The sequence below is a fragment of the Bacteroidales bacterium genome (assembly GCA_014860575.1).
Classification (GTDB): domain Bacteria; phylum Bacteroidota; class Bacteroidia; order Bacteroidales; family JAAYJT01; genus JAAYJT01.
Genome location: JACZJK010000001.1, coordinates 25603 through 39591, shown reverse-complemented (window position 1 = coordinate 39591; position 13989 = coordinate 25603). Strand labels below are relative to the sequence as shown.

7 protein-coding genes are annotated in these 13989 nt (G+C 44.3%); 3 read left to right on the top strand and 4 right to left on the bottom strand.

Features of this window, described 5'->3' with window-relative positions; genetic code table 11:
- The first annotated feature begins 38 nt into the window (after positions 1-38).
- Complete coding sequence (locus IH597_00110; protein ID MBE0660846.1) at positions 39-1472, top strand: AAA family ATPase; 1434 nt, start codon at positions 39-41, stop codon at positions 1470-1472.
- Here the strand turns inward: IH597_00110 and IH597_00105 are convergent.
- The 4 genes from IH597_00105 to porU (IH597_00090) form a co-directional block, all read right to left on the bottom strand.
- Entirely contained in the window at positions 1458-1952 is a 495-nt protein-coding gene (locus IH597_00105) for a 2-C-methyl-D-erythritol 2,4-cyclodiphosphate synthase (GenBank protein ID MBE0660845.1), read from the bottom strand. The genes IH597_00110 and IH597_00105 overlap by 15 nt on opposite strands.
- A 4-nt stretch (positions 1953-1956) precedes the next feature.
- The gene (gene porV / locus IH597_00100; protein MBE0660844.1) at positions 1957-3189 is read right to left on the bottom strand and encodes a type IX secretion system outer membrane channel protein PorV; all 1233 of its coding nucleotides are present in this window, start codon (positions 3187-3189) and stop codon (positions 1957-1959) included.
- Between the two features lie 131 nt (positions 3190-3320).
- A complete protein-coding gene (gene porU / locus IH597_00095; GenBank protein MBE0660843.1) occupies positions 3321-7130 on the bottom strand; it encodes a type IX secretion system sortase PorU in 3810 nt (1269 codons plus the stop codon).
- A gap of 85 nt (positions 7131-7215) precedes the next feature.
- The gene (gene porU / locus IH597_00090; GenBank protein ID MBE0660842.1) at positions 7216-11046 is read right to left on the bottom strand and encodes a type IX secretion system sortase PorU; all 3831 of its coding nucleotides are present in this window, start codon (positions 11044-11046) and stop codon (positions 7216-7218) included.
- Positions 11047-11361: 315 nt separating this feature from the next.
- Between porU (IH597_00090) and IH597_00085 the strand changes: the two genes are divergently transcribed.
- Together IH597_00085 and IH597_00080 are read left to right on the top strand one after the other, a co-directional pair.
- Complete coding sequence (locus IH597_00085; GenBank protein ID MBE0660841.1) at positions 11362-12426, top strand: type IX secretion system membrane protein PorP/SprF; 1065 nt, start codon at positions 11362-11364, stop codon at positions 12424-12426.
- 31 nt (positions 12427-12457) lie between these two features.
- Positions 12458-13936, top strand: coding sequence for an SUMF1/EgtB/PvdO family nonheme iron enzyme (locus IH597_00080; protein ID MBE0660840.1), 1479 nt, complete (start codon positions 12458-12460; stop codon positions 13934-13936).
- Positions 13937-13989 lie beyond the last annotated feature (53 nt).

The following is a 13989-nucleotide window of genomic DNA, read 5'->3' as shown; positions in this document are numbered from 1 at the left end:
CTCTAAACCCTCTAAACTTTCTCTTCTGAACCCATTCAATGAACCAAAAGGAATTTACCGGATCTATACTTGAACACCTTCAGCATACACCAACTGCCGGGCAAGAAACCCTGGCAGATCTGCTGGCTGAATTTATATTTTCAAGGCAGGAAAATCAGCGATATCCTGTTTTCGTGCTGAAAGGTTATGCAGGAACCGGTAAAACATCCATGGTCAGTTCGCTCGTGAAATCCCTGCCATTGCTTGGTAAGAAGACTGTTTTGCTTGCCCCGACAGGAAGAGCGGCAAAGGTTTTATCGCTGTATTCGGGAAAACCGGCGTTCACGGTTCACAGAAAAATTTATATGCACCAGGCTTTACCGGGCGGAGGTATCAGCATCTCGCTCCGGACTAATCTGCACAAACACACCCTCTTCATAGTGGATGAAGCTTCAATGATCCAAAGCGAATCTGCTGGGAATGACACCATTTTATCCTCACGCAACCTGCTCGACGATCTTATTGAATACGTGTATAGCAGCAATTGCCGGCTGCTTCTTACCGGCGACACCGCACAGCTTCCTCCTGTGGGTCTCAATATCAGCCCGGCACTCGATACAAGCTACCTGGGCGCTTCTTATCCTTTACAACTTACGTCCTTTGAACTTACTGAAGTTGTGCGGCAGGAAAAGGAATCAGGTGTGCTTTTCAATGCAACTTTGCTGCGTGAAATGCTTAAAATGGATTCTTGTGAACCGCCTTTCTTCCAATTGAAAAACTTTGATGACATAATAAGAATTAATGGAAGTGAGTTGGAAGATGCCTTGAACCATAGCATACATTCAAAAGGAGTGGAGAGCACAGTGGTGGTGACACGTTCAAATAAACGCGCTAATCTTTTCAATAAAGAAATCAGAAACCGTATTCTTTTCCGCGATCCGGATGTAGCAGCCGGCGATCTTATGATGGTAGTGAAGAATAATTATTTCTGGCTACCGCCCGAATCACAGGCCGGATTTATTGCCAATGGCGATACGATTGAAATTTTGAGGGTTCGCAAAACAGAAGATTTGTATGGATTCAGGTTTGCCAATGTACATGCCCGTTTGGTGGATTATCCGGATGAACCGGAGCTTGAACTCAAGATTATCTTAAATACAATTGATTCAGAATCTGCTGCCTTGACGCAAGAAGAAAGCAAAAAACTATTCGGAGAGGTAATGTTGGATTATGAAGCAATCCCATCCAAAGCTGAGCGTTTCAGGCAACTGCGCAGTAATCCGTATTACAATGCTTTACAGGTAAAATTTGCCTACGCGCTCACCTGTCATAAAACCCAGGGCGGCCAATGGGAAGATGTATTTGTTGACCAGGGTTATCTGCCCGATGATGGAATAAACAGTGAATACCTGCGCTGGATTTATACAGCACTGACCCGCGCTGTAAAACGGGTGTACCTGGTAAACTTTAACGATAAACTATTCGGCGGCTAAAGTTGCGCGATACAGCAATGCTACAGCATAGGCGGCTGCGCCTTCCTCATGCCCTACGAACCCAAGCCCTTCGGTTGTTGTAGCCTTGATCGAAACCTCATTGGCATCAACCTTCAGGATACCTGATAAAACGCTCCTCATTTCTTCGATATAAGCAGAGATTTTTGGGGCTTGCAACGCAATGGTGCAGTCAATGTTTCCGACCATCCATCTGTCTTTCTGTAACAGGGCTGCTACATCGGCAAGTATATTCCTGCTGTCAGCATCCTTGAAAGTCGAATCGGAATCTGGAAAATGAAATCCTATATCACGTAAACCGGCGGCTCCCAATAGGGCATCACAGATTGCGTGAATGACTACATCGGCATCAGAATGCCCGAGCAAACCTTTGGTAGAAGGAATCTTGACACCACCCAGGATCAGCTTACGCCCATCGGCAAAGCGATGAACATCATAACCGAATCCAATACGGAAATTCATGGTATTAGTTAGTAGTTGCTGCCTGAGCGCGGAAGGCTTCAAAATCAAATGACAATGTGAACCTTAAGGTATTTTCAAGCGGGTGTTTTTGAGCTGTGGGAACCAGGTATGAAAAATCCAGCCCGAAAACGTTGTATTTTAACCCGACGCCCAATGTGAAATACTTGCGGTTTCCTTTGGTGGCATGTTCGTGGAAATATCCGCCACGCAAGGCAAACTGTTTGTCGTACCAATACTCCAGCCCAATTCCGAAACTAAACTCGCGAAGTTCTTCCTTGAAGCCATCGGGTGCATCATGAAAACTCTGAAACATGCCTACCGGTACTGAGACTTCGGGATCCATGCCCTTGAAAATAAGCTGACGGCCATCATCGCCAATAACCGGCTGCCCAAGCGAATCAAGCATATACAGCGGAGGTGTTGGAACCAGCAGTTTGTTGAAATCGGCAAGCACAGAAATACGGTTATAATCGTCGAGATCGAAGGTTAAGCTGGGGCCAAAGCGTAAATTGGTAGGAATAAAATCTTTCTGGATATTGTCATCGCTGTAAGAAATCTTTTGACCAATATTTGAGATATTGATACCCCATGCCACAAGTGCATCGGTATTAAAAAGATCAACTTCTTTCTGATAATAAACGGCAACATCGGCAGCAATTGAGGTTCCTGGTTTGGTTGCCTGGCTTTGCACTTCCTGTCCCTGGGTCAGATTGGAATGAATAAAACGGCCTGCTACAGCGCCTGAAATGTGTTGTGAGAATTTTCTGGCATAAGTTGCTGACAGGGCAAATTCCGAAGGGCGGTAATTACCGATTGGCTGACCTTCAATATTAGTAAAAGTGATATCGCCAAGTGAGAAGAAAAGCAATGCACCAGCGACGGATGAATTTTCATCAAGACGTTTGTAACCCGTCAGGTAAGCCAGGTTAATGTCGTTTACAAGTGCTCGCAACCAAGGGCTGTAGGCCATAGAGAAGCCCATGTCTTTTTCGATGAATGCATATTTGGCAGGATTCCAGTGCAGTGAGTTGATGTCGGGAGTTGATGAAACCCCTACATCGCCCATCGAGCCGGCACGGGCATCGGGGGCAATCATAAGAAAAGGCACTGCGGATGTTACAGTGTTCAGCCGCTGACCGATATAATTTGGGTTTTGTGAAAAAGAGAGAGAAATTGATGAGAAAAACACGAGGGTTAATACAAACCTCTTCCAATTGGTTAAAACTCGCATACACATAATTTTTGGTGTGGCAAAAGTAAGGAATTAAGAATTGAAATATTGAAACGGTATTTCAAAATGAATATTGCTTATTGCATCCTGAATTTGCAAGACTGAGATTATATGCGGGTAAATCCTTCCGATATAGCTTACCGAACGATCATCAGCTTACCTTGCATGGTGCTGCTTTTCCCGTTCAGAGTCTGTGTTTTTACCGTATAGATATAAACACCTGAGGTCAGGAACCGGCCGTTTTCGCTTGTTCCATCCCAGTATATGGGAGTAATGGCGGAATTTGATGATGGAACATTCAAAGGCCCGATACTTTTCACTTGTTGTCCTGTAATATCAACAATATCAATAGCAACATTCACAATCTGGTCGTAGTAATTGTGTTTGAACCGAAACCAGGTACCTGACGAAAAAGGATTTGGATAATTATCCATGTCGCCTGTGGCCAGTTCCATGGATGTATTGACAACAAATTCAATAGTAGCTTCTGAAGAGTTATTGTTCAGATCAAATGCCTTGAGGCGAAGGGTATGCCTGCCATCGGGCAGATTCAGGAAGCGATATTGGATGCTGCCGCTTTTATAAGTATCCATATCTGGTTCAAAATAGCGGTCGAGCAAAATCGGGTTTTGGGTGTCCTCGTTAAGAAAAGCAACAATTTCATGTCCGATGCCAAGTTCAAAATAATTAATTCCACTTTCGTCGGAGAGGTTTGCAAGCAAGAGCGGATTAGCGCCTGTTGGATCGCCGGAACTGAAATCGGTAGTATTCATGTACATTTCAATAAGCGGCCCAACATCATCATTTGCCTGCGGATCGAGGCCACCAATCTCAAACTCGTCCAAATATCCGTTGGCGTCCGTTTGGCCATTGGTGGCATAATAAGAGATTTTGCCATTGCCCATCAAGGGGTTCACATCACGTGGAACTACAAAACTGAAAGAGAAATCGCCGTTAACAATTGAAACCTTTCCTTTGTACAGTACCGAATTTTGCAGGCTGAAAGGTTTAGGTGTACTGGAACTGTGATTGGCATTTGTATAGTATTGCATTGATTTGTCGTATACAACCGGATAAAGCAATCCGTTAAAGCCAGTCATTTTGTTCATCTGATTATCGGCAACATGACCGCTTATCGTCACTTCGGACATACCGAGCACTGCAGTACTTTCTTCAATTTGGACACCATTTACCGAGGTTGTAATTACATTGTTTGCAGGAATAGCGGGCTTAAGCGAGGGATCGCCTAATAAAACAAAATTCCTGATGTAAAGGTTATTTGCATTATCGTTTTTTGCTTTCATGAGAATTTCTCCGAGCGAAGAAATATTTCCGTTGGTTCGGTCAAAAAAGAAACGTGTAAAACTTTTGTTGAGCTTGAAGTTATATGAACTATAAGCCAGCCGGGAAGTTGTGAACAAGGCAATGCCACCGCCATCGGCGTTCAGCACTACCATTTCGCCGGCAGAAACGAGTTCGGGATTATCAAAGCGACCGAAGGAACAGGTGGCAGTAAGGAACACAGGCATGTTGTCAAGATTTTGCCAGGCATTGATATCCGAGATAGTAAGCACCTTGGAATGCGCCCAACCGGTTTCGCCTCCGTGCCCGATATAATTTATCAAAAGTGCGCCTTCACTTACCCTTTCGTTGATAGCCAGACTCACATCAGGATAACGGTAGCCGCTTGGAACGTAAACCCGCTGGTAGGCATCAAGATAGATTTTATCGAGCGAAAAAACCGTGTGGGTGGTGTCGAGATAGCTGGCAAGTTGCTCGGCCTGGTCAAGATGCACATCATTATCTTCATCGTGCGCGATAAGTGAAACGGAATTTCTCCAGGGCATGTGGGTCTTTTCCTTGTTCAACAGGTAATACTCCACTTTGTTATGCAGAATTGCAGCCTGCTCAATTGAATTAATAGGGAAGCGTCCGATACCTATATCCAGGCTACCGGCAGCTCCCAAACCCTCACCGTCGTCCAGCAAACCATAATAATCGTCAGTAACGTAAGTAGCATCAAGCCGTAATGATTCATCAGATTGGTAAGTAGGTATAAAGTTCATATTGTTGCTGAGCCTGTTTTTCGGGTCGTAAGAACCATCGCCAAATAAAAGCAGGTACGACGGTTCGTTGCCACCGATTTCGCGGTCGTAAAGCATTTTCATAAAATCCCTGATCGCCGTAGGGTCAGGGCTTCCGGATGCAAATTCATTAAAAATTTGTTCAATGGGAACCACTTTGACTGAAATGTTTGAACCCGACCGCCTGAGTTGTGCATAGTGTTCGGCTTCAGGAAGAAATTCCAAGGGGCTGACAATGATCAAATCGTGGCTTTCAACGGCATGAAGATTTTGGTTCTGAATTGCCTGAAGGCCATGAACCCGGAGTGCATCTTCGGTTCGGAAAGCAAGGAATTCACGCAATACTTCCGTCGAGAGCCTGAATTCAAGTGTATCTTCAGTGATTGTATGTTCAATCCGTGCCGGTTCGCCAACATCAGTAACTTCCCATATTTGAATATCTTCTGCAGGGTTCTCAAGCCTGAAATTGCTTACATAAAATTCGCCGATTGCCGTTAAATCGCGGAAAGAAAACTGGCCACCGGTATAAACCAGGCGGCGGCGAAGGTTTAACTCAACAAAGTCAATCCAGGCTGAGGCAGATGAATTGGAGTTGACATACTCAACGGAAACATTAAAATCAGGATTGCTGGTGTAAAAGGTAGCTGTGATGGGCGCTATATTGGCATACACATGCGCACTGGGCACAGCAACCAGGGATCCTAAAAACCCGTTGTCGTTCACATGAATCCGGACACGGCTCATTTCTGTCGCTTTTACTGCGAACCGGCCCCTGACAAGTACACGGTATGTTGAATCAATATAAGGAAAACTGAAAGAAGGGAGTTGCAGTGGGTCAGAACCTCCCGTAATTTTGTCGCCGAACCACTGACGGCCTACTTTTGCGAGGTTTACAGCATCGGGCTTGTAAATCCCATAATCATGAAAAGTTGTAACCTGGTGTGTGGCCGGCTGTGTCAACGACTGCAAATTCTGGATCCTTTTACCTTGTGGTTCTGCAATTGTAATAAAGTAATAGGAAGTGTCAGCGTAAGCGTTTTTGCTGAACTCAAAGCGAAGACTGCCACCCGTTGTGAGCGGTCTCCACCGGTGAGGCGATGGGGCATAAAATAACAGAAAGTCGTCAGTGGCAAAAACTTCTGAATTTGCTGAAACAAATTCAATGGCAACTTCCCGCAGGTCATCAGTGCGTGGAAGATCATTTTGTTCGTTGAGCATGGCCCCGCCGTTGCCATATAGCCTGATCCGATCGGGGTGAATGTCCTGCAGGTTGAATCCGGCTGCAGTCAATTCCTGAAAAGTGATCTTATGAATTCCTTTTTCGGTGGTGCTTATTTTAAGCCAGTCGCCAGTTGCAAGTACCGATTGGCTTGCGTATTCGTGGGTTGATTTCATTTCCCTGATGCCCGATCCTAAAAACTCCAGGTGGAACGAAACGAGTTTTTCAATATTTCCGGTAATAGCATTTCGCCTGAATGGCAGCAAGGTTACATATACATGCGGTTCTTTACGGATATAAGAAATCTCTTGTTTTAAGAGCGCCACTTCGGGGCCGGGTTCAAAAAACGAAGGGATTGCAGAAACCTCCTCTGCAGTAAGTGGCTCGAAAACAGCGTTGCTGATGATTGCCTCGTAATGTTTGAAATTACCCGAAACAGTAAATCGGGAGGCGAACAGCGGCAGTCCATTTTCTTCGTCAATGATGCAATCTTCGAAATAAAGCCCGCTTGCATTTTGGGAGAAAGTAAGTATTGCCGGATCAATTGCCTTCCATTGCAAATGGCGGTCATAGTCCTGGGCTTGTGTGAACCGGACTACCGATAAGACAATCAAAATTGAGAGGAGTATAACTTTTTTCAACATTTTAGAATTCAGGTTTAAACTTTTACTCCACAAAGATAACTTTCTGAATTAAAAGGTTGCATCTTACTTGCGAATACTCATCCAATTACTTTTCCAGATGGCGAATAATTACAAGCTTGTTTCCTTTTTGGGCAATTCCGCTTTCAGGGCTTCTAAGTATTACCTTATATATATAGGTGCCACTTTCAAGCAGTTGACCATCGTCGCCTCTGCCATTCCATGTAACGGGGTCGGAACGGTAACCGCCTGGACGAATGTTTTCGCTAATCACTTTTCTTAACCTGCCGTCAAGTGAGTAAATCTGGATTTCAAGTTCCAGGTCGGCACCAGCCTGGTTGTGTTCAATTCTAAAATGGGTATAATCGCGGAAGGGGTTCGGATAAGTGAGGATTTCTTCAAGTGCAATTGTCCCGTTACTTGCCACAATAAATTCTATTTCTTTTTCAGCCGGGTTATTGTAAATATCCCAGACCTTGAGCTTTAAATGATGCTTTCCGTTGGGCAGGTTGAAAAATGGATAACGGATTGTTCCTTCCTGGTAAGTGTCGAGGCTGGCAGTGTAAAAATCGTTCAGCACATAAGCTTTGTCGGTTTCGTGGTTCAAGACCGCAGTGATATCGTGCCCGATGCCACTACCGGTTGTGTTGATCCCTTTTTCATCCCGCACAAAGGCAAGGAGTACCGGGTTCTGATCAGTGATTCCTCCGCTTTCAAATTTCTCATCGTTGATATACAACTCTATTTCCGGGCCATATAAATCATCTAGTGCAGTAACATTAAATCCACCAATTATAATCCGCTTGTCAAAACCATTTGCATCAATTACGCCATCGGTTGCATAATAACTTATTTTACCTGTGTCATAGGCATAGGCTATGTCTTTTGGTACGATAAATGAAAAACTGAAATGCCCGTTTGTAACGCTGGCATTTCCCTTGTAAATGATATTTTGTTGGGTCGTAAAGGCATAGGTTGATCCACCGTCGTTGGCAAGGGTATTTATTTTCTGAACCTTGTCAAAAACCGTAGGGGTTAGAACTCCATTAAAGCTTTCCATAACATTTCCTGAATAATCAGTCACAATTCCTTTAATGGTAGTCATGGAGAGCGCTTTAAGTGTGTCGGTCACAGTATTAATATCATACTCATTTACATGGGTGGTAAGTACATTATATTCAGGTATTGCCAGTTTTAGTGCAGGATCGCCCAGTAATAGGAATTTCTTTGCATTAATAGCAGCGGGCTTATTGATGATGTCTTGTTTTGCTAAACGGATTATATCGCCAAATCGCAGGTATTCATTGTCTTCGCGCAGGAAGGCGAACTCAAACAATCGCTTGTTTATCGTAAAATTAGGTGAGGCATAAGTTGGCCTCGAAGTAGTGAACAAAGCAACACCGCCACCTTTGGTGTTCAGCAGCACCATTTCGCCGGCTGAGGTGATGGCGGGATCATCAAAATAAGCAAACTCGCAAGTAGCGGTAATAAATACGGCAAGCTTGTCGTAATTGGTCCATCCTTTTATGTCGGAGAGTTCCAGCACACGCTCTTTTGCCCAACCCAATATTCCGCCGTGGCCGGTATAGTTTACAATAAGCGCACCCTGCTGTACACTTTTGTTAATGTCCTGGTTGGCTTCGGGAAATCTTTCTCCTCCGGGCACAGAAACCTGCTGGTAAGCATCGAGATAGATTTTCGAGAGGTTGAAGAAAGCGAATGATGTATCAATTGTGCTGGCCATGGTTTCAGCTTGCGCAATGTGGAGGTTATTGTCTTCATCATCAGCAACAAAGCAAATATTGTTTCGCCAATCAGCCATCGTTACATGCGAATTACTGGCATATTGTATGATTTTATCTACCATAGCTATTGCCTCATCATTGGTGCTCACAGGCAAGCGGCCAATTCCAATGTCAAGTATATCAATACCGTCAGCGCCTTCGTGGGGGTCAAGAAAACCAAAGAAATCATCGGTAACATATGAATTGATTGGATCGAGCGATTGTTCTGAAACCCAAACGGGAACCATATTGGTATTGTTTGCTATCCTGTCTTTATAATCGTAAGAGGCATCACCAAAGAGAAGCAAGTAACGAAAATCAGATCCAGTGCCACTGCGCTCGTAAAACATACGGGCAAAATCCCTGATGGCACCAACATCCTGTTTACCTGAAGAAAATTCATTGTAAATCTGAGGTGTGGTAGCAACCAGTACACTCAGTCCTGAAAAACTAGTATGAAATTCTGCAAGACGATTGGCCTGATCAAGGAAGATGGGATGGGTCACAATCAACATATCAGGAACGGGAGCGCTATGCAGGTTTTGGTTTGGGACGATTTCAACGAATTCAACAGACAGGTTTTTTGACGGATCGAACACAATAAACTCCCGAAGCATATCTGTGGTAAGCGTAAATACCATTTCATTGCCCGATTGGTTGGTTTGCTGCTCCGATACATTGCCTGCATCAGTCACATTCCAAACCCTTAGTGCATTGCTTGTATTCGCAATCCTAAATTCCGAAACACGGTTTGTGCCAACACTGTACCTGTTTCTGAATAACATCTGATCGCCACTCATGCTCAAACGGCGCACTGCATGCACCCTGATATAATTGAGCCAGCCTGTTGATGGCATTGGGCTTTTATTGTAAGTAAGCTTAATGTCAATGATCTCCTGGTTGATGGCGAGATTACGGGTCATGGATGCATCGCGGGCATGTGCCGCGTATGGGCCATCACTTACAGGAGCAACAGAGGTTTGTACGTTGGTTCCATTGATGTTAAATGTAAACGATGAACTCTGCAGCGACCTGGCAGCTACATGCGCCTGGATGTTTACAACAGAATCGAGCACCCTGTTTGGAAAAGAGAAAGAAAAATTTCTTGTCAGTATGGCGTCGAAAACTTCACCATACCATTGCCGCCCCGATTTAATGAGGTTCGAAGTATTATTCTCATAAACCTGATAATCATTGAATGTGGTTATAATATCGGTCGCCGGTAGTGAGGCTATTGGCTGGGTTCCGATCCTTTTGCCCATGCCTTTGTCGGCAGTGAGAAAATAATAATTGTGGTCATCATAAATATTGTGCAAATGCTCAAAAGCCGGTGAAGCAGGCGAGTATTTCCACTGGTGTGGGCTTTGCCCGAAAAACAGGATATAATCGCCCTGGTTAAAAACGCCGTCTTCCTCGCCAACCACTATGATGGCATTTTCGATCAGATCGTCGTGGCGAAAACTGTTGTTGGGTTCCGGAAGCATGCCGCCGCCATTGCCAAATAAACGGACGTGCTGAGGGTTAATGCCGGCAGGGTTAAGACCTGCGCCTACCAGGTCGTTATATGTAATTCTGTGAACCCCGGTTTCCGAAACTGCAAATTTGTACCAGTTGCCCGATGCCAGCATTGATTCTTCAACAAAAATGCTTTTAAGCATTTCGGTTTGAACCGCTACAGTTTCATACTGAATGTGAATATCAAATGCTATCAGGCGGAGAATTTTTCCGGTTTCTGGGTTCCTGACCAGTGGGATAAATGAAACATTTACGCCCTTTTTATGCCTTGCCATGATGGGATGTGCTTCAACCACCAGCTCATTGTCTATAAGCAACAAGTCTTCAATCCGGACGAAGGCTTGCTGGTCAGTTGAGTCAAATACAAGGTTTTTCAGTTCAAGCGATGAAAATTCTGTTTCATTGGAGGGAAAAAAAACGGACTTCTGGAAAGCCGGAAGAAAGGGGTTGTAGGAATAATAGGCATCATTGAAAGAAAGTTGATAGACTCCGGATTCATCAATCTGAACCAATACGGGATCATTCCACCGCAACTTTTTACTGATGAATATTTCATCGGCAAAAACATTGGGAACACTTAATACAAGAAATAATGCTGCTAATGGAAACACTTTCTTCATCTGCATATTTTAAGGTTTCTTTGGGTGGTGATTGATAGGGGAAATTTGAGAAGACTACACAAAACTATGTTGATGAGTTTTATGATTTACGAACGGCTGACAAAGAAAAATATTGTAGTTTCCCTTGCTGAAAGGATTCATCAGCTCATTGTATGACGCTAATGATAGTGCATGTAGTGCAGACTTTTAGCTATAAAAGTAAAATAATTGTACATTCATCCTCAGGGTTCCTGCTTGTAATATGCTGCTTCAGCACTTATTAACAGTGGGCTCTGGCCAAATGTCAATAATTATAATGTTTTCCGTTATAAAAACATGTCTGTAACAGATGCTATTGTGAGGAAAAAAGTATTAATATTGTTGCCTGAAATTCTTTTGTTACTCCTGCACATGAAAAAAGGTCTTGTACAATTAATAATTATTGTCATCTTCATGCTCAGTGGGGTTATTGTGTCTAAAGCACAAGATCCCGGATTTTCACAATTTTATGGCAACCCGGTTTATCTTAACCCCGCACTTTCAGGGAACAAAATCTGCCCACGCTTAACATTGAATTATCGCAACCAATGGCCATCCATCCCGGCAAGTTTTGTTACTTATGCAGCTTCGTACGATCAATACGTTGATTTTTTGAGTGGGGGAGTCGCAGTAATGGTTGTTTCAGATCAGGCAGGTGATGGTATGCTTACAAACAATTCATTCAGTGGTGTTTATTCTTACCGGCTTGATTTATCAAGACATATTGTAATGAACGCAGGCTTACAGGCCACTTATCATCAAATTACGATTGACTGGGACAAATTTATATTTGCCGACCAACTTGTTGGCGGCACAGCAAGTGATGAACCAAGGCCCGCCAGTCTTAGCAAAACTTTCCCCGACTTTTCAGCAGGGCTTATCTTCGGATATCGCGAAAGTGTTTACCTGGGTTTGGCGGCACATCACCTTACGCAGCCCGACAATGGCTTTTACCCAAATTCAGGAAGCCGGCAGGAAATGAAGATAACAGCACATGCAGGGGCAATATTCAACCTGGTCCCCTATGCATCTTTTGAAGAACAAAAATATTTACCCTCTTTATCGCCTAACATCCTTTATATGCAGCAAGGCGAATTCCGCCAAATGAACGTGGGCACTTACCTCAACCTTTATCCTTTTGTAGGCGGATTATGGTTCAGGTATAATTTCGACAACCCCGATGCTGCTATTGCTTTATTGGGATTTGAACACAGGCAGTTCAAAATTGGTTATACATATGATTATACCGTATCGCGGCTTTCGAACGCCACTGGCGGTGCACACGAAATCTCTGTAGCCTGGCAATTTGCCTGCCGTGAAAGAACAGAAAAGATCAAAGCAATAAAATGTCCCACTTTTTAGTTATTATCAGTAAATAAAATTTCAAACAACAATGATCCTGAAGAACAGAAGCATCAGTTTCTTATTAATGTTTGCACTTTTTGTGCTCGTTTCCTCCTGCTCAAAAGAGCGTTCACGAACAACCGGCTGGGAATATAACGACCCTCAAACAGGAGGTTTTGAGGTAATGCCTTACCGTGACCAGATCACCGGTCCCGGCCTCGTCTTAATTGAAGGAGGATCCTTTGTAATGGGCAGAACCCTTGACCATCCCATGCATGATTGGGACAATACTCCAAGGCGGGTAACGGTTCCAAGTTTTTACATGGACGAAACAGAGGTTTCAAACGTTGATTACCTTGAGTATTTATATTGGTTGAACCGGGTTTTTGGAACCGATTATCCCGAGGTTTACCGCAAAGCCCTGCCCGATACACTTGTTTGGCGCGAAAAGCTTGCCTACAATGAACCACTTGTGGAAACTTATTTAAGACACCCGGCTTACAGAAATTACCCTGTTGTAGGAGTCTCCTGGGTTCAGGCCAATGATTATTGCTCATGGCGTACTGACAGGGTAAACGAAATGATGCTCGTAAAACAAGGCATCCTTGAGTTAGATCCGGATCAGACGCCAAAAGAAAACTTTAATACTGAAGCCTACCTGGCCGGACAATACCAGGGACTGGTCAACAAACCTTTGCCGGATTTAAATCCAGCCGGCACTGGCGAGCGTATTGCCCGCCTCGAAGATGGAATTTTACTACCGCGTTACCGCCTTCCAACCGAAGCCGAATGGGAATATGCAGCACTCGGCCTGATTGGCGAAACCAAATATGAGCGCATTGTTGAGAGACGGATGTATCCCTGGCAGGGAGAAAACCTTCGTTCCGACGAACGTAAAAGCTACGGTGAATTCATGGCCAATTTCCGTCGCGGACGTGGAGACTATATGGGAGTAGCAGGATCACTGAATGATGCTGCCGATATTCCCGCCGATGTTCGGGCTTTCTGGCCCAATGACTTTGGCTTGTACAATATGGCCGGCAACGTGGCCGAATGGGTGCTGGATGTTTACCGCCCCATGTCGTTCTCAGATGTTGCAGATTACCGCCCCTTCCGTGGCAATGTTTTTCAAACCCGTGTTACCGATGATGAAGGATTCCTGGTTGAAAAAGACAGCCTGGGGAGAATACAATACCGTGATGTTACACTCGAAGAAGCATCGGGACGTTATAACTACCGCCAGGCCGACAATATCAACTACCGTGATGGCGATCACCAGTCAAACATTGATTCTGACTGGACCATCACGCCAGAGGAAAACACCACCAATAAGATGTATGAGTACGCAAAAACATCTTTGATCAGCGATAAATCAAGAGTTTACAAAGGAGGCTCATGGCGCGATCCGGCCTATTTCCTTTCTCCGGGAGCACGCCGTTTTCTTGAACAGGATAAATCCACAAATAACATTGGTTTCCGCTGCGCAATGACGCGTGTTGGTAGCCCGGAAATGGCAGGAAAAAGATAAATATATTTTCAATCTTTTCTGCCCGCAAAGTACCCCAGCGCTCACAACCATCT

What these genes read in the sequence shown, in the direction of transcription:
- IH597_00110 (MBE0660846.1), top strand. Translation starts at nt 39, where the DNA reads ATGAACCAAAAGGAATTTACCGGATCTATACTTGAACACCTTCAGCAT.
- IH597_00085 (MBE0660841.1), top strand. Translation starts at nt 11,362, where the DNA reads ATGTCTGTAACAGATGCTATTGTGAGGAAAAAAGTATTAATATTGTTG.
- IH597_00080 (MBE0660840.1), top strand. Translation starts at nt 12,458, where the DNA reads ATGATCCTGAAGAACAGAAGCATCAGTTTCTTATTAATGTTTGCACTT.
- porU (MBE0660843.1), bottom strand. Translation starts at nt 7,130, where the DNA reads ATGTTGAAAAAAGTTATACTCCTCTCAATTTTGATTGTCTTATCGGTA.
- IH597_00105 (MBE0660845.1), bottom strand. Translation starts at nt 1,952, where the DNA reads ATGAATTTCCGTATTGGATTCGGTTATGATGTTCATCGCTTTGCCGAT.
- porU (MBE0660842.1), bottom strand. Translation starts at nt 11,046, where the DNA reads ATGAAGAAAGTGTTTCCATTAGCAGCATTATTTCTTGTATTAAGTGTT.
- porV (MBE0660844.1), bottom strand. Translation starts at nt 3,189, where the DNA reads ATGTGTATGCGAGTTTTAACCAATTGGAAGAGGTTTGTATTAACCCTC.